This is a genomic window from Calothrix sp. 336/3, from assembly GCF_000734895.2.
Classification (GTDB): domain Bacteria; phylum Cyanobacteriota; class Cyanobacteriia; order Cyanobacteriales; family Nostocaceae; genus 336-3.
Window position 1 is genome coordinate 822,574 of the sequence record NZ_CP011382.1, and the last position, 15,448, is coordinate 838,021.

The 15,448-nt window shown below is 41.2% G+C and carries 19 protein-coding genes and 1 other RNA gene; 9 read left to right on the forward strand and 11 right to left on the reverse strand.

The window, feature by feature from the left end; all coding sequences use genetic code 11:
• Positions 1-15: 15 nt before the first annotated feature.
• Both IJ00_RS03285 and IJ00_RS03290 read right to left on the reverse strand, forming a co-directional pair.
• The gene (locus IJ00_RS03285) at positions 16-984 is read right to left on the reverse strand and encodes an aldo/keto reductase (RefSeq protein ID WP_035150014.1); all 969 of its coding nucleotides are present in this window, start codon (positions 982-984) and stop codon (positions 16-18) included.
• Positions 985-1,072: 88 nt separating this feature from the next.
• Positions 1,073-1,774, reverse strand: a complete 702-nt coding sequence (locus IJ00_RS03290; protein ID WP_035150017.1) for a Crp/Fnr family transcriptional regulator — start codon at positions 1,772-1,774, stop codon at positions 1,073-1,075.
• A 170-nt stretch (positions 1,775-1,944) separates the two neighbouring features.
• Between IJ00_RS03290 and IJ00_RS03295 the strand changes: the two genes are divergently transcribed.
• From IJ00_RS03295 to IJ00_RS03310, 4 genes are all read left to right on the forward strand, one after another.
• A complete protein-coding gene (locus IJ00_RS03295; protein WP_052754370.1) occupies positions 1,945-2,253 on the forward strand; it encodes a cupin domain-containing protein in 309 nt (102 codons plus the stop codon).
• A 147-nt stretch (positions 2,254-2,400) separates the two neighbouring features.
• Complete coding sequence (locus IJ00_RS03300; RefSeq protein ID WP_035150022.1) at positions 2,401-2,847, forward strand: cupin domain-containing protein; 447 nt, start codon at positions 2,401-2,403, stop codon at positions 2,845-2,847.
• Positions 2,848-3,039: 192 nt separating this feature from the next.
• Positions 3,040-3,897 (forward strand): IS982 family transposase, encoded by an 858-nt coding sequence (locus tag IJ00_RS03305; RefSeq protein ID WP_035150025.1) that lies wholly within the window; start codon positions 3,040-3,042, stop codon positions 3,895-3,897.
• 48 nt (positions 3,898-3,945) lie between these two features.
• Positions 3,946-5,424, forward strand: a complete 1,479-nt coding sequence (locus tag IJ00_RS03310; protein ID WP_035150027.1) for an amidase — start codon at positions 3,946-3,948, stop codon at positions 5,422-5,424.
• Here the strand turns inward: IJ00_RS03310 and IJ00_RS03315 are convergent.
• Positions 5,416-5,859, reverse strand: a complete 444-nt coding sequence (locus IJ00_RS03315; RefSeq protein ID WP_035150030.1) for an NADAR family protein — start codon at positions 5,857-5,859, stop codon at positions 5,416-5,418. The genes IJ00_RS03310 and IJ00_RS03315 overlap by 9 nt on opposite strands.
• Positions 5,860-5,971: 112 nt before the next feature.
• Between IJ00_RS03315 and IJ00_RS03320 the strand changes: the two genes are divergently transcribed.
• A complete protein-coding gene (locus tag IJ00_RS03320) occupies positions 5,972-6,811 on the forward strand; it encodes a class I SAM-dependent methyltransferase (RefSeq protein WP_035150032.1) in 840 nt (279 codons plus the stop codon).
• A 25-nt stretch (positions 6,812-6,836) separates the two neighbouring features.
• Here the strand turns inward: IJ00_RS03320 and queF are convergent, their stop codons facing one another.
• The 8 genes from queF to IJ00_RS03355 all read right to left on the reverse strand — a co-directional run bounded on the left by queF (position 6,837) and on the right by IJ00_RS03355 (position 13,414).
• The gene (queF, locus tag IJ00_RS03325; protein WP_035158355.1) at positions 6,837-7,226 is read right to left on the reverse strand and encodes a preQ(1) synthase; all 390 of its coding nucleotides are present in this window, start codon (positions 7,224-7,226) and stop codon (positions 6,837-6,839) included.
• A 58-nt stretch (positions 7,227-7,284) separates the two neighbouring features.
• Positions 7,285-7,686 carry a hypothetical protein gene (locus IJ00_RS03330; RefSeq protein ID WP_035150035.1) on the reverse strand — a complete coding sequence of 134 codons (402 nt, stop codon included), beginning with the start codon at positions 7,684-7,686 and terminating at the stop codon, positions 7,285-7,287.
• A 211-nt stretch (positions 7,687-7,897) separates the two neighbouring features.
• The gene (locus IJ00_RS03335) at positions 7,898-8,290 is read right to left on the reverse strand and encodes a phasin family protein (RefSeq protein WP_035150037.1); all 393 of its coding nucleotides are present in this window, start codon (positions 8,288-8,290) and stop codon (positions 7,898-7,900) included.
• A 43-nt stretch (positions 8,291-8,333) separates the two neighbouring features.
• Positions 8,334-8,430, reverse strand: an RNA gene (gene ffs, locus IJ00_RS27495) — signal recognition particle sRNA small type.
• A gap of 37 nt (positions 8,431-8,467) precedes the next feature.
• Complete coding sequence (locus IJ00_RS03340; RefSeq protein WP_035158357.1) at positions 8,468-8,734, reverse strand: YciI family protein; 267 nt, start codon at positions 8,732-8,734, stop codon at positions 8,468-8,470.
• 361 nt (positions 8,735-9,095) lie between these two features.
• Positions 9,096-10,163: a hypothetical protein gene (locus IJ00_RS03345; protein ID WP_035150040.1), complete on the reverse strand. Its 1,068-nt coding sequence runs from the start codon at positions 10,161-10,163 to the stop codon at positions 9,096-9,098.
• Positions 10,164-10,172: 9 nt separating this feature from the next.
• The gene (locus IJ00_RS03350) at positions 10,173-12,029 is read right to left on the reverse strand and encodes a WD40 repeat domain-containing protein (protein WP_052754371.1); all 1,857 of its coding nucleotides are present in this window, start codon (positions 12,027-12,029) and stop codon (positions 10,173-10,175) included.
• Entirely contained in the window at positions 12,026-13,414 is a 1,389-nt protein-coding gene (locus IJ00_RS03355) for a helix-turn-helix domain-containing protein (RefSeq protein ID WP_035150042.1), read from the reverse strand. Before IJ00_RS03355 ends, IJ00_RS03350 begins: the two co-directional genes overlap by 4 nt.
• A 218-nt stretch (positions 13,415-13,632) precedes the next feature.
• On the opposite strand from IJ00_RS03355, the gene IJ00_RS03360 reads away from it, so the two are divergent.
• The 4 genes from IJ00_RS03360 to IJ00_RS03375 all read left to right on the forward strand — a co-directional run bounded on the left by IJ00_RS03360 (position 13,633) and on the right by IJ00_RS03375 (position 15,444).
• On the forward strand, positions 13,633-13,923 hold the full coding sequence (locus IJ00_RS03360) for a hypothetical protein (protein ID WP_035150044.1): 291 nt from the start codon (positions 13,633-13,635) through the stop codon (positions 13,921-13,923).
• Between the two features lie 101 nt (positions 13,924-14,024).
• Entirely contained in the window at positions 14,025-14,534 is a 510-nt protein-coding gene (locus IJ00_RS03365; protein WP_035158360.1) for a DUF4365 domain-containing protein, read from the forward strand.
• Entirely contained in the window at positions 14,534-14,827 is a 294-nt protein-coding gene (locus tag IJ00_RS03370; RefSeq protein ID WP_035150047.1) for a hypothetical protein, read from the forward strand. The genes IJ00_RS03365 and IJ00_RS03370 overlap by 1 nt, the downstream gene beginning before the upstream one ends.
• A gap of 74 nt (positions 14,828-14,901) precedes the next feature.
• Complete coding sequence (locus IJ00_RS03375) at positions 14,902-15,444, forward strand: hypothetical protein (protein ID WP_144415974.1); 543 nt, start codon at positions 14,902-14,904, stop codon at positions 15,442-15,444.
• The last annotated feature ends 4 nt before the right edge of the window (positions 15,445-15,448 follow it).

Genomic DNA, 15,448 nt, shown 5'->3' on the forward strand with positions numbered 1-15,448 from the left:
TTAGTATTAACCGTATTAACCCCAAGCACGATAGAAAGTGCTGCTTTCCCAAATTGTGGCTGTGCGTTTTTCAATTGCTGCTAGTTGTGTATTACTGAGTTGCTTGAAGGCACAGGCTACTTTGACATTTTCTTCTAATTGCTTCACGTCATCTGCGGAAATTATGCAGCAATCCACACCAGATTGAGATAGGGTATAACCCATTGCTTCCTGCATTCCTGTCAAACCACCAGGTTGAAACAATTTTCCATAAGCCGGTACTTTCATCGCTATCACGCCTACATTTTGTTGTCGAGCTAATGATAAAACCAAAGGAAAGTAGGGTCGCGGATGGTGTTTATCAGCCGCATTTACCGGAATCAACACTGTGTGGAAGGGATAGCGACGCATAGCTTCAACAATTACATCTGGTTCACGGTGTCCAGTAATACCAACAAACCGGACAATTTTCTGTTCTTTGGCTTCTTCTAGAGCTTTAATTCCGCCGTTGGAGCTAAAGATTTTGTCAATATGTTCAGGTAAAGCAACGCTATGTAACTGCCACAAGTCCAAATAATCTGTATTCAGACGTTTGAGTGAGCGTTCTAATTCTCGCCACACAGCATCCCTGTCTTTTTCATAAGTCTTGCTGGCTAAAAATATCTGGGAACGGTAGGATGGCAGCACTTTTCCCAAATAGATTTCACTAGATCCGTAGCTGGCAGCAGTATCAAAATAACGAATGCCTAATGCGATCGCTCTTTCAATAATTGCTAAGGCATCCTCTTCTCTATCCTCTTTATCCAGTGGTGTTTTTGTACCTGCACCTCCCAAACCCAACAGTGGCACTTTTACTCCCGTGCGTCCTAGCACTCGTTCTGGCATGGGTACTGGTGTTTTTGCACCGTTGGCACTATCTATTTGCAAGGTATTTGCTCCCATAATAGTACCAGCAGCAGCCACACTGGTAATCAAGAAATTACGTCGTGTCGTGTTTTTGGTCATAAATTCTTTCTCTTCTGAAAAACTTTGCACTTTTGTGGTCAGCCAGAGATGAAAAAATGTTTTTAATTCTCCTCCTGACTCCTGACTCCTAGCTCTCCCAACTGCCCTCAGCGATCGCCCCTAGCTTTGCCCAATCCAACACAAAAATCTTGCCTCCCCGACTGTACTCAACGATTCCTTGGATTTGCTTAAACAATCGAGCGCATTCTTCATAGGTAATCCCAATTGTACCTGCAATCTGGGCATAGGGTAGATGAGCGCACAACAGTAACCCCTGCGGTGTCTCACGAGTCCCTTCGGCGATCGCTGCTGATTGAATACAGTGCGCCAATCGCACGATCGCCCGTTCCGAAGCTAATCCATGCACCACTTGATGCAGATGTTGGAGGCGTTCGGTCAACACAGCAATGATTTGCAAGGCTAATTCTGGCGTGTTTTGAATCATGTCTAACAAAGCAGGGCGCTCAATGGTAAGAATCTGAGAGTCTTGCATCGCCACAACCGTTGCTGGAGCAGTGCTATTACCAAAGAGAGCGGGAGCCGCAAACAGTTCACCAGCAGGTAAGGTTCGGAGAATGGTTTCCTTCCCAGTTGATGCCATTTTCTTGACTTCAATTCTGCCACTGAGAACCGCAAAGAGTTGAGGGGGTAGGCGATCGCCCTCATGTAAAATAATTGCTTCACGGGCATAGTTTTTGACCAAGGCATGGGGTTGTAACTGCTGCAACTGACCATGATCCAGCCTAGATAAAATTAAGATTTTTTGGAGTTGCTCAACCGTTGCTGGCATCCTTAAAACTACCCTGAACAAATGAGTGGGAATGATTTCTCCAATTTTACGATTTCTCTGCCAATTATGAGCTAGATCAAAGACATTGTTGGTCGCATCTGTCAGAGTAAAGGTAATTCAAATTTATGGAGTCAACTCTATGACTCTTACATCTAACCAGGAGAATGATCATGACTTCTACACAAGCCTTCACAACCCAACTGCATGAGCAAGCTAACTATAATAAATCTGGCGTTCAGCGCCAAGTTTTAGTCAAAAATGATCAAGCACAATTCTCACTCGTTTGTCTAACAGCAGGGACAAGCATCCCAGAACACTCCACCCCCCGCAATGTTTCAGTAACCATCATTGAAGGTAGTGGCTCTCTTACTTTGGCAGGACAGGAAATCGCCTTGCAACCTGGAGTATTTGTCTATATCCCAGCAAAAGCTCCTCACTCCCTGCGAGCATTGGAAAATCTTGCCTTTCTCCATACCTAGAGTCCTAGAAGCTTTTTGGCATATTGACATTTTAAGTCAATTTTTTCGACGTTTTTAGTCACTGTTTTGGGATTAGGGTGGCGAGTATTCTAAAACTATTAAAAGTTCCACTCCTGATAAACACAGATTCTCAAGAGGAACAAGAAGATGACAGTATTACGCAGTCAAGCAGGTGAAAACTTACAAGTATTAACTGATCGCATCTGTATCAAATTCAAATCTGCTGATTCACCCAACCAGATGGCGGTAATGACGGTGGATGTTCCCGCAGATGGTTGCGTTCCTCCCCATATCCATGACAAAGAGGAAGAAAGCTATTTTATGTTGCAAGGTTCAATAGTCATGCAGTTAGGCAACCAAGAATTCACAATTGAACCCGGTGATTTTGTTCATGTCCCCCCAGGAACAATACACGGCTACAAGAACCCTTCCCCTCAATGCGCTCGTTTCCTCGCATGGACTATTGGTGGAGCAATTGACGATTTTTTTACAGAAATGGCTGAAAAAGTGCAAGAGATACCTGACGATTTACCTAAGATGTCTGCAATCCTGGAGAAGTATGGTGTTCAGATGGTTCAACCATCACTAGCATGAGTAGAAGTTTGAGATTAAAGGGGAATGATTGCCTAAAAGTAATGCCTTAGTTGCAAATTAATATTCTTTGTCGTGTTTAAATTTTTTCTCATCGGTGGAAGTAAGGAATAGGTTTTGTATGGAACCTGAGTTCGGGATAAGGAAAGGGACAGGTAGTAAGCTGAAAATAACGTAAAATCCAGCACCTGCCCTATGTTTAGTTTAGAAGAATTGTTCTGCCACGTAGATGATTTCTGTCAAAGATTTGAAGCCCAATGGCATAAAACCCTATTACAACATGGAGGAATCAAACGAGTTCGTTCAAAAAGCATGTCTTTAAGCGAAATCATGACAATTCTGATTGCGTTTCACCAAAACCATTATCGAAATTTTAAGCATTTTTATATCGAATACGTACAAGAAAAATGGGGTAGTGCATTTCCAGGACTTCCCAGCTATCAGCGATTTGTGGAATGGACACCATCAGTTCTCATCCCTCTATGCGCATACTTGAAGCATTGTTTTGGAAAATGCACGGGTATTGGTTTTGTTGATTCAACCAGTTTGAAGGTCTGCCATAATCGTCGAATCCCAAGAAATAAGGTATTTAAGGGTTTTGCGGCTAGGGGTAAGACTTCTGTAGATTGGTTTTATGGTTTTAAGCTCCATATCGTAGTTAGCGATCGCGGTGAAATCTTAAATGCTATCGTGACTCCTGGTAATATTGATGACCGCAAACCCATTCCTGATTTACTGAGTGGGCTTTTTGGGAAAATTTTTGCTGACCGAGGTTATGTATCCAAAGAATTGGCTGACAAGCTTTTCAAAGAATTCGGGATTGAATTTTTCGCCAAGCCACGTCGCAATATGAAAAATCATCTGATGCGCTTTCATGACAAACTTTTGTCGCGTAAGCGCTCAATTATCGAGACAATCAACGACCAACTCAAAAACATTTCTCAAATCGAACATTCTAGGCATCGAAGTCCTGTTAATTTCTGCATTAATGTCCTGTGTGGATTAATCGCCTATTGCCATCAACCGAAGAAGCCTAGCCTTCAGATGGACTGAGTCTTATCCAATCTGCTTAACCCGAACTCAGGTTATGGAGGAAAGATGATGAACGAGATTGTATTTAAGTCTGCGGTGGAATTAGCTCAGATGATTAGCGATCGCCAAGTTTCAGCAATGGAAGTGCTAGAAGCTCATTTAGCACAAATTGCTCGCTACAACTCCAAACTTAATGCCATTTGTACCCTAGATGAAGCCAACGCCCGCATCAAAGCCAAACAAGCAGATGAGGCTCTTGCTAAGGGTGAGAATTGGGGCGCATTACATGGTGTACCAGTGACGATTAAAGACATTTTTGAAACGGCTGGACTCCGTACCACCGCAGGATATATTCCCCTCAAGGATTATATTCCTCAAGAAGATGCTACCGTCGTTGGCAGACTCAAAGCAGCAGGAGCGATAATTCTCGGCAAGACAAACATGGCAGAACTTGCCGCAGACTATCAAAGCATCAATTCTCTGTTTCCCTCCGTTAATAATCCTTGGCATCTTGACTATACCCCCGGTGGCAGTTCTGGAGGTAGTGCAGCAGCGATCGCCGCCGGACTTTCACCCCTCGATTTAGGCAATGATTTTGGTGGATCAATTCGTCAACCAGCCCATTTCTGTGGCGTGTATGGCTTGAAACCGACGGATCGCCGCCTTTCTACCGCAGGTATCATTCCCGAAGTTCCTGGAATGCCTCTGTCTATTCGCCAAATGATGACCGTTGGCTGTTTTGCGCGATCGCTGGCAGACATCCGGCTGGGCTTTTCCCTGATGGTGGGTGCAGATATTCGTCGTCCCGATGTTCCACCCGTTCCCCTTGATACACCTTCAGGCAAATCAATCAAGGATCTAAAAATTGCCTGGAGCGATGAATGGGCGGATATACCAGTTGCCACAGATATCCGTAATGCTATGCACAATATGGCTCAAAAGCTGGCTGAGTCTGGTGTTCAACTAGAACCCTGGCAGCCTCAAAACTTTGATATTGCCAAAATCATGAACCTTTATATGCGGGTGGCAGCCTATAATACCACCTATGCCCAACCGCAGGACCGCTACACCCTCAAGCTAAATTTAGCGTTAATCGCTCGGAGTGCTACCCAAGGTGACAAAAAACTTAGACAATTGGGAGATTTTAGCCGCTTTCTCCCAGAAATACTCAATCCCAGTTTAAAGAGATATTTTGAAGCATTGACAGAGCGCGATCGCTTTATTGGTCAACTTGACCTAGAATTAGAACCTTGGGATGTCTGGTTAGTACCAGTGGCAGCAACTAGCGCATTTACCCATCGTCCGGCTTGGAGTGCGGTGGAAATTGATGGCAGATCCTATCCCTATGGTGTTGCTAATGGCGGTTACAGCATGCCGTTTAATTTAAGTGGACATCCAGCGATCGTCATTCCCATTGGGCAAACTCAAGAAGGATTACCGATAGGAATGCAGATTGTGGGAAAAAGATGGCGAGAGATGGAATTAATCGCGATCGCGCAACAATTAGATCAGATTATTGGCACATTTCAACACCCTCCTTTATTCTGATTTTTGGCGTAATTCTTGACGCACTTGTTGAAGAATTTTCCCTAACTTATTCAAACCTGTACCATCTTTTCCACACCCCCAATAATAATCTCCGGGAGCATTTTCTATAATTTCCTCATCCCCAGTAGACAATAGTAATTCCCTAATCGCACCATGGGTGGAAAATTTTTTCCTCACAGCAAGTAACATAATTCCATCTTTAACTATTTCCCAATCAGAACGTAGGGGTACTTTGCGACTACGTCCTAATTCTGCTGCTTGTTTTGGCGTATGAGCATTACGGATTTTTTCCTGATAATCTAAATCTAAAAATTTTTGTCCCTGGAAATAATGCTCGACAGTCATCCACCAAAGTCCATCTAATTCTACTCCATGACGGGAAAAGTTAGAAAAAGCGCCGTATTCTTCTATCGTTGTATAAAAATAGATTGGCATACACAGAGTTATTATGAAAGTTAAGCTAGGTAGATAATAAACAAAAAATTTTGACCACAAAGAATTAGTTGACTAGTTCTACAATCAAATTAGTCTACCGAGTATTTGACTAATGACTCCAAACCAGGAAATTAATCTACCCTACTTTGACCATCTCCTGACGAGTTTCCAACAAGGAAACAATGATATGGTGACAATTTTTGGTCGTCATGTCCACTGGGGTTACTGGGAAAATCCCAATTCCGCAGATGGTTCACCCCAGGATTTTGCCCAAGCAGCAGAAAACCTCTCTCGACGAGTCTGTGATGCAGGGGAAATTAGCGATGGAATGCGTGTTTTAGATTGCGGTTGTGGTTTCGGGGGAACCATTGCTAGTCTCAATGAGCGCTTTACAAATATGCAATTAGTCGGGTTAAATATTGATGCTCGACAGCTTACCAGAGCCAGAGAACTAGTTCATCCTCGTTCTAATAATTCTATCGAATTTGTTGAAGGAGATGCCTGTCAACTCCCCTTTGCAGATAATTCCGTAGATCGAGTTTTAGCAGTGGAATGTATATTTCATTTCCCCAGTCGTCAGCGTTTTTTCCAGGAAGCATGGCGAGTTTTAAAACCCGGTGGTAAGTTAGCAATCTGTGATTTTGTCCCCCTGCAAGCTCTGCAACCGTTTCTGCAATTAGGGGGTAAAATCTTGAAACCAAAAATTGGTAGTTATTATGGTGACGTGGATACTAGCTATACCCTCTCTGCTTACCGAGAACTGGCAAAAACCGTAGGCTTTACACCCCTAGTCACCGAAGATATTACCACAAACACCCTACCTACCTATCCTGTAGTACGTCAGATGCAATTAGATGATGGCAATATCGAGTCGGAAAAAGCGACTGCGGTGGCAGAATGGTTAGGTCGCTGGGGTATTATTCGCTACTTGATTTTATCCTACAGTAAATAATATCAGCTAGGGTCAGGGGGCTAAATTACTCCCCACCCTTGATGTGACGCACTTCCACAACGGTATGCACATTTCCCCGTGGTGTAAAGTCTGTCTTGACGATCGCCTCTAGGGGGTCACAAGCAGCCACAAAATCATCGAGAATTTGATTAGCTGATTCTTCGTGGGAAATATAGCGATCGCGGTAACTATTAATATAAAGTTTTAAAGCTTTTAACTCCACTACTTTTTCATCAGGAACGTAGGTGATGTAAATAGTGGCAAAATCGGGATAACCGGAAAAGGGACACTTACAAGTAAATTCCGGCAAGGTAATCTCAATATTGTAACGTCGTCCAATACGTGGATTTGGAAAAGTGATTAACTTTCCTTCCTGAATTTCCCGCTCACCATACTTGATTTCTTGATTTGTCATACCGATTAGAAATTTGAGATTTGAGAGTGGGGATGGGGAATTTGCAATCAACTTACCCTTATCCCTCCCAGTCTGGACAATGTTCATCTTGCCAACCATGGGGATGCATCCCACAAACTAATAAGTTACCACCATAAGCTTGACCATGGTAGTGATGACAACCGACACAAGCAGGATTTTTCTCTGGTGTTGCGTCTACAGAATAGGGAAAAGCTGGATCCACATCGAAATCATCACTAACTATATCTTCCAACTCCCAGTAAAAATCTAATATCGGTTCGGCTAATTCTTGCAAATACTGATCTACTTCAGTGGCTATAGTATTCTGTACTTGCTCTGTCATCTCTTCCGTAAACTCAAAAAAGGTATCCACCATTTCATTTACCTCTAGGAAGAAACGTTCCACCTCATCCGCTACCGTTTGTACTGCATTGAATAAATCTTTTTGCCACTGTTCCATATGCTTTTCCAAGTCCTAACTGGGTTTTTACGGAGGACGCTGGTATCAAGGGGAAGTTGACAGCAAAACGAGATACCCAAAAAAGCTCACCAACTTACCACCACCAAGTATCCATAGACGCGCTACTCCAAGTATGTAGCGTCACACCTTGATAATCTGATGTTGCCTAGGGATTTCGCGATAAAAATTCCCATGCTGATACTAGATTAGTCTACTTTTGGTCACGTTGTAGATTCTTCAGTTCATTTTGCAAATCTAAAACCTGTTGCCGTAAAGTATCTACATTCCCAGTTGGGGGAGATTCTTTCTGAGTTGGTTGCTCGTCTTCTTCTAATATTTCGATGCGACGCGGTTCTGAAGGGGGCGCTTTGTCGCTGGTTTCGCTATTATTAACTTGCTGTTGCTGCGCTTGCCTCATCATATCTTCGACGAAACGACGAGCTTCTTCCGTGGTCATTTCACCCTTTGCCACCATTTCATCTGCCAGCTTTTGTAGTTGTGATGGCAACTCTCCTAAAGTTCCGCCAGCTTTCTCGCCTGCATAGGAAGCTAGACCGACACCGAGGTAAAAAGCTTTTTTAACAATATCTCCAAAACCTGGCATTGCTGCTAATCAGACTCCTAGACAATGGGCGATTCAGAAAAAGGGTGACCCGGAGACTACGCCTACCACAAGCATCCCGTGTTGCTGCTACCTTCCGGTCCTGACAAGATTTAGGCGTTGCAGCCGCATAGATCCGAGTCAATATCTAGTATAGCATGAAAATGCTACAAATGGGAACTATTCAACAACAATCCGCCATTCATACAGTTTATAAATTACACAACTATTGGCTACCAAAGGGTCACGGGCGACTATTGCCTCTGCTTCACTCATGGAATCGGCTTCAAATATCATCATCCCACCCCCTTTTTGCCCCCAATACCCTGTTTTTGCTTTATACCCTTTGGCGATTAAATCTCGTACATAGTCCTTGTGGGCGGGTACGTACTGGTCAAAGCTGGCTTTGTCAAGTATTCCTGCTTCGATTTTCACAAACGTTGGCATTCTGCTTAAAACCTCTTCCTGAATAACACTTCTGACTCTTTTATTACTATTTTGAGTAGCATTTGAGTAGCAAATCATCAAAAGTATGAATATTCTGCCTCAACCACCTTGGGGTAGGAGTCAGTAGAGCGGCGTAAATATATTGTTGGAATAAGGCAAAGGAGCAGGGAGAGAAAGAGCTTGAGGATTATTTAACTTTCTTCACATAAGTAGAACGGCTTAAATAATTCACGCTATGTCATTGCGAATGAAACGAAGTGGAATGAAGCAATCGCAACGGTTTTGACGATTTTACAATCTGTTACATAGTTAGGTTTATTCTCACTGACTTACTTAGTTTGGTTTGATTGCACCGACTGACTTAACTCAACTTTGCTGCCAACCAATTACGGAAGTTAGGATGATACAACCTGTATCGAATTTCCTTGTCTACTTGATGCTGTTGTAAAAATTCAAACCAAGTTTCCAAAACTTCTTCCACATCGAATATATCTGCATCAATAGTTGGTGGGTTTGTCTGGTGAATCCTTTGCAGTATGGTACTTGCCGATATACCTTCATTTTCGGCAGTTGCGAGAACCTGCAATATTTTCATGGCAATATCTGAGAAACCCTCACCTTGCATTTGCTGCCAATGTTGGGTAAATGCTGCGTCAGTATCCCAGTTTTTTAAGTCATGTTGGGATAAATCAAGAATTTGGGATGGTGCTTCGATTAATAAACCCGATTTTTCGGTTTTGAAGGGACGACGGGTAAGGAGGAAATAAATACCTGGGGGAAGATATCGGGGGAGATATAACAGGTTTGTTCCTAGGGGTTGGTTGTTGGGGTTAATTGTATCTAGTGCATCAATGGCTATTATTAGCTTTTGGTTAGGTGCGAGTTCGTCGCTAATTTGTTGAAGTAATAACGATAAAAACCAACTTCCCTCCGTTGCATTATCGGGAAGAATCCCCCTCTGTCCCCCCGTGTACGTGGGGAAGTTAGAATCTTGCTCCCTCTGTTTCTCTGTATATGGTGGGAAGTTGGAATCTTGCTCCCTCTGTTTCTCTGTATATGGTGGGAAGTTGGAATCTTGCTCCCTCCCCGCTAGCGGGGAGGGTTGGGGTGGGGTGATCGACGAATTATGGAACTTTTCAATTAATTGACTACAAACATATTTAAGAAAATCTTCTGCGGTGTTTTTGCCTTCGATTTGGGCATTGTAATAGATAATTTTAATATCTGGATGAGAATTATAACTAGCAAATTGAGCCAGGATAGCACTTTTACCGCTACCGGGAGAACCAACGATGGTGAAATAACCCCGGTTATATTTATGTAAAAAATCATCAATTGCGACAAAGATAAATTCGCAGTTAGTAAAATTTTGGCTTTTTTCTAATATTATTTTTTGGAATTGGGAAGCTAATTGAGGTGAGGTGTTCATGACTGTACCTCAACATCCTTGCAATCGGAGGAAATGCAATCTTCCTGATGCATCACCCAATGCTATTACGACACCATCGAAAGTGATTATTGCACAACATCTAATTTCACTTTCACCTGTAAAGCTACCAATAAATTTTTTCCCAAAAGCATCCCATATCTTAATACATTCGTTACCTGAAGACCAAATCTGAAGCATTCCATCATAAGTTGTAGCGAGAAGACAAGGTGAACTATCACTAATATTATGAAGGGTACATTCTGCATCAATACATTTAATTTCAAAAACTCTGTAATTCTCATAATTACCAAAAGTAGTTGCTGATTGACTTTTTCCCGTAAAGCTATATTCATTATTCCAATTTTGCACGTTCCATAATTTAATATTGTCATCTTTAGCAGCAGAAATTAGATACTCCCCATTAGGTGTAAATGCAACTAATTCTACGGAATCACTGTGACTTGGTTTCATGGAATCATAAATATCAAATAATTCTTGATTGACAAATTTTTCTAATTCCCATACTTTGATAGTATGGTCATTTGAAAAATGAGAAATATTACTTCCCGATCCAGAAATTATACTTTTAGAATCAGAAGTTGCAGTAACAGCAAGAACGGAACCAGTGTGGTTATAAATAATAGCTTCATTTTCCCAAGTCTCTATTTTCCAAATCTTGAGAGTTTTATCGTCCGACACGGAAATTATTCTTTTTCCATCTGAAGTAATAGATATAGCACGTACTGAATTCCTATGAGCTTCCAATATACGCTCTTTCTTCAAAGTATCAATATTCCAAATAGTAATAGTTCCATTATGCAAACCACAAATAAGTATTTTTTTTCCAGAAATAGCTAAAATAGAACATATTATATCTCTATCATTAAGAGTAAATTCTTCTTTTCCTGTTTCTAAATTCCACCCCTTAATAATATTATTATATGAGCCTGAAACTAACAAACTTTTATTATTGTGGCTAATGATTGTCATTGCCTGTACTGAAGCGGTATGACCAACAAATGTATGTAACACCTCGCCACTTTTTAAATTCCAAACTCTAATAGAAGTGTCAGATGATGCGGAAACTATTTTGGAGCCGTCAGGAGTTAGTACAATTGCATTAACCGAACTTCTATGACCAGTTAGAGCAAAAATTTCTTTTCCTGTGATTAATTCCCAAACTTTGATTGTATTGTCAGAAGAACCAGAAACGATGTATTTGTCATCATGGCTCAATGAGACTGCATTAACCCAGTCGCTGTGACCAGTTAGAGTCAAAATTTCTTTTCCTGTGACTAATTCCCAAACTTTGATTGTATTATCAGAAGAACCAGAAACGATGTATTTGTCATCATGGCTCAATGAGACTGCATTAACCGAAGCTGTATGACCAGTCAGGGTGCGAACTAACCCGTTACCAGGAGGAGTTAAGCTAGCAGTAAGAGGACGCAACCAAGTAATTTCGGTTTGTGATATTTGTTGAAATAATTTTTGAATTGTTACTTGTTCTTCAAAAGGTAATAAACGTCCCGTTAATTGTCCTGGTAATTGCTTTGTATCTTGATTTAAAACATGTGCCGATAGTCGCAAAGCTTCTTTAATTAATTTTAAATCTTTGAGAGTTTCGGGATTATATCCTTGTTTATTTCCCAATTTCTCATTCTCGATTAACTCATAATCTTCAATTGCTGCTTGCACTCCAAACAGGAAATGATTAATTTTTGCCTCTATGAAATCATAATTACTCAATAAATCACAACATTTATGAATCTCCCCACCATCTAACAATAAACGCGGGCTTTCACCTAGAAAATGTTCGATTTCTTCCGGTGATTTTTCTGCCAACCAAGCGCGAAGATTACTCATAAAATAACCCCCTCGGTCATATTCTTGGCAACTTCAGCGCTAATATCAGGTAAATTTATCCCCGCAGCTTGAACAATATCTCGACGGTGTAAAAAATCTCGAAAACTCTCATGGTAAAATCGATAGCGGGGTGGTTGATAGATTTCCTGTTTCTGTAAAAATTGCGCCCATCCATCCAGAACTTCTTGCACAGTCAATGCATTCTGCTTGGAATATTTAGCAATCACTTCACGGGAAGCAGCACTACGCAAAGCACACATAACATAAACAATTTTGATTTTATTTTTCGGTAAAGGTTTAGCTGTCATCCCCATAATATGCCAGTGGTTTTCGTAATATCCTTGCAATCCCACAGGCAATTCATCCAAGGGTTTATCATGATAGTAACCTTCAGCAATCGCGGGTAAAATACACCGCAAATACATAAAGTTATTTTCACTGTTCACAGCAATTATCTCAACAAAATACTCACAAGAAATATGACTTTCCATATGATCTTGCTGCTCAATCCATTTAACTAAACCCTGCTGATATTTGCTATCGGCTAATAATTCTCGAATATACTCTTTGACATCCTGCACACTTTCTTGGATTTTCTCTCTCAAATCTAATTCTTGAGTGGGAGTGCTGGGGGAAAGATTCAGCCTTTTTTCATTCTGATTATAGGGTCTTCTAGTGAGGACAAAGTAAACCCCGTCGGGGAGAATTGTTGGTAAATATAATATATTTGCTGTTCCTTCCTGGTCAACTTCATCCAGGGCATCCACAACAATAATTAATCGTTCTCCAGTGAATAACTTTTCCTTTGCTTTAGTCAATAAAATTGATAAATCTGCATCAGCAACATCTAGTAATTGAAACCGAGCTATTAGCTGTTGGCGAATTCTCTTCAAAAATATTTCTGGACGATTATTTCCCTCAGCACGAATATTAAAAAAACAAATAGTTTCTGGATTATCTAATACATACTTTGCAGAAATGGCGCTTTTACCCATCCCCGCATCACCAATAATAGTGAAATAGCCATTGGGATTATTTTGTAAGAAATCCTCAATCGCATCAAATACAAATTTTCGTCCACAAAATAGCTCAGTTTTTTCGTAAATTAGTCGCTCAAACTCTGGTGGTAACTGCCGTTGAGGATACCAGTCTTTAACATCAACGATATCTGTAGGTTCCATTTTCAGAACTTTTGCAATATTTTTAACTGCTTGTCGTTCAACCCCGTTTGGACAATCCTTTGTACCAAGTAGGCGTTTAACTGTATCCACAGATACATTCGCTTGGCTTGCTAGTTCCTCTTGAGTTAACTTAGCTTCCTTATAAGCTTGTTTGAGTCTGGCTTTACCTTCCTCACTAGATTGCACTTTATCAGATTCACGCATTGCCGTAACTGAGTATTGATACTTGTATATAAACAATAGCGAATTAGTTGTTTTCCGAACTAGGGCAGATAGATTTTCTTTACTTCCCCATCTGCCCTAAATTACCACACAGCAATAGGGCAACACCCAACACAAACAAAACCCATTTGCCCTGGTACGTATTTTTTAGTCTGAGTAGGATACCAATATCACGAAATACAGCATTTTGGAGAGTCACCATGCAGTTTAATTTTTTCAAACCCGAAAATAACGACGACAACAGAAATATAAAAGAAGAAATCATCCGCGAATTATTGCACATGACACGTAAAAGCTACAATCTCGCGTTAGGTATTACGGCTGCATCTGCGTTGATGACTCTGTTTGGTGTGGGACTTTTGTATTTCAATAAAGTATCTGAAGCTAGTCTCACAGCATCCGGTGGAGTTTTGACAACTTTAGTTAGTGTTCAGCATACCAACAAGAAACAGGAAGAGCTCTGTGAAATGTTAAATAAACTTTCGGAATAACTTTGGTATTAACCTTTTTGGGGTTAGTGGACTCTACAAGTGAAGCTAACCCAAAACCTTTTCAGGTATCATGTAAAATTACATTGAGTTTTTGTAATTTCGTGTTAACCGAAGCCCATATTATTGAATCATTAAGTCGAGCCTATATCCGAGCAGTTGCAGGTAAAGCAGGCTTAAATCTTTCTATCCGCGAATATGATTATGGGGTAGATGGTAACTTTGATGAAATAGCTATTCACAACAATCGACGGGTAGAGTCAGGCTTTTCACTCAGTTTTCAATTAAAAGCTTCTACTCAATGGCAGCGAGACGAAAATACTATCACCTACGATTTGGAAGCCAAAACTTACAATGACTTAGTTATTCGTCGCAATTTTCGCATGGCTGTACCTTGTATTCTCATCTTATTTGCCTTACCTCCAGATGCTTCCCAATGGTTAACACAGGATGAGGATGAAATGCGTTTGCGTGGAAGCTGTTATTGGGAATACATAAGCGGTAAACCAACCACCAATCGTCAAAGTGTTAGAATTAGGATTCCTAGACAGCAAAAGCTAACTCCAGAATCGTTGTTAGGTTTAATAGAAAAAGTCAAAACAGGGGATTGGTGATGGCACAGCAAATTTCAACAGAGGAATTACAAACCAATTCCCTGCAAATTGAGAATGTTGTCAACTACCTCCAGCAACAAGGATGGCAGACAGTAAACCACCCCAACCCCCGCTTGTTGGTATTTCAAGGTGATAAAGATGATGCAGGTAATCCCATCCAACTTGTGTTACCCAGCCAAAACAGTTTTGAAGATAGCGATCGCCTACTTAAAAAAGCCATAAATTTACTAGCAGCGATCACAGAAAAATCTCCACAGGAAATTATCAACAGAATTAATAAAATACCACTGTGATTGTGGAAGGGATTGCATAAAACCATAACACTCTACCTATCTATAGAGTACAAGTTTCAAACTGAGGTAGAGCAATGATGAAATCTTACTTATATCGTGTTGGCGTAACAGCGATCGCCATGATGACTTCACTAACTATTTTTCCTAGCTTAGTTAAAGCACAGGAAACTCGAAGTCAAGCTTTGGTTCCCCTGGAACTATACTGGAGTGCAGACAGAGGGGATAATTTCACCACTGCAACTCCACAGGGGAAAAATAGCGCCATCGAAGCAGGTTATACTTTTGCGCGAGTGGAAGGATGTGTTTTTCGCCGACAGCAACAAGGAACAGTACCCCTCAAGCTTTACTGGAGTGCTCAAAGGGGGGATAATTTCACCACAGCTACCCGTATCGGTGCTAGAAGTGCCATTGAAGCAGGTTATACCTATGCACGAGTGGAAGGCTATGTTTTCCCTACCCAGCAACCAGGAACAGTTCCTCTGCAACTATATTGGAGTGCCCAAAGGGGGGATAATTTCACCACAGCTACCCGTATCGGTGCCAGTAGCGCCATTGAAGCAGGTTATACCTATGCACGGGTAGAAGGCTATGTTTTTCCTGCCAGTCAATGTCAGTAGACTT

Coding starts and splice junctions, on each gene's coding strand:
- IJ00_RS03285 (WP_035150014.1), bottom strand. CDS start 984: ATGACCAAAAACACGACACGACGTAATTTCTTGATTACCAGTGTGGCT.
- IJ00_RS03290 (WP_035150017.1), bottom strand. CDS start 1,774: ATGCCAGCAACGGTTGAGCAACTCCAAAAAATCTTAATTTTATCTAGG.
- IJ00_RS03295 (WP_052754370.1), top strand. CDS start 1,945: ATGACTTCTACACAAGCCTTCACAACCCAACTGCATGAGCAAGCTAAC.
- IJ00_RS03300 (WP_035150022.1), top strand. CDS start 2,401: ATGACAGTATTACGCAGTCAAGCAGGTGAAAACTTACAAGTATTAACT.
- IJ00_RS03305 (WP_035150025.1), top strand. CDS start 3,040: ATGTTTAGTTTAGAAGAATTGTTCTGCCACGTAGATGATTTCTGTCAA.
- IJ00_RS03310 (WP_035150027.1), top strand. CDS start 3,946: ATGAACGAGATTGTATTTAAGTCTGCGGTGGAATTAGCTCAGATGATT.
- IJ00_RS03315 (WP_035150030.1), bottom strand. CDS start 5,859: ATGCCAATCTATTTTTATACAACGATAGAAGAATACGGCGCTTTTTCT.
- IJ00_RS03320 (WP_035150032.1), top strand. CDS start 5,972: ATGACTCCAAACCAGGAAATTAATCTACCCTACTTTGACCATCTCCTG.
- queF (WP_035158355.1), bottom strand. CDS start 7,226: ATGACAAATCAAGAAATCAAGTATGGTGAGCGGGAAATTCAGGAAGGA.
- IJ00_RS03330 (WP_035150035.1), bottom strand. CDS start 7,686: ATGGAACAGTGGCAAAAAGATTTATTCAATGCAGTACAAACGGTAGCG.
- IJ00_RS03335 (WP_035150037.1), bottom strand. CDS start 8,290: ATGCCAGGTTTTGGAGATATTGTTAAAAAAGCTTTTTACCTCGGTGTC.
- IJ00_RS03340 (WP_035158357.1), bottom strand. CDS start 8,734: ATGCCAACGTTTGTGAAAATCGAAGCAGGAATACTTGACAAAGCCAGC.
- IJ00_RS03345 (WP_035150040.1), bottom strand. CDS start 10,163: ATGAACACCTCACCTCAATTAGCTTCCCAATTCCAAAAAATAATATTA.
- IJ00_RS03350 (WP_052754371.1), bottom strand. CDS start 12,029: ATGAGTAATCTTCGCGCTTGGTTGGCAGAAAAATCACCGGAAGAAATC.
- IJ00_RS03355 (WP_035150042.1), bottom strand. CDS start 13,414: ATGCGTGAATCTGATAAAGTGCAATCTAGTGAGGAAGGTAAAGCCAGA.
- IJ00_RS03360 (WP_035150044.1), top strand. CDS start 13,633: ATGCAGTTTAATTTTTTCAAACCCGAAAATAACGACGACAACAGAAAT.
- IJ00_RS03370 (WP_035150047.1), top strand. CDS start 14,534: ATGGCACAGCAAATTTCAACAGAGGAATTACAAACCAATTCCCTGCAA.
- IJ00_RS03375 (WP_144415974.1), top strand. CDS start 14,902: ATGATGAAATCTTACTTATATCGTGTTGGCGTAACAGCGATCGCCATG.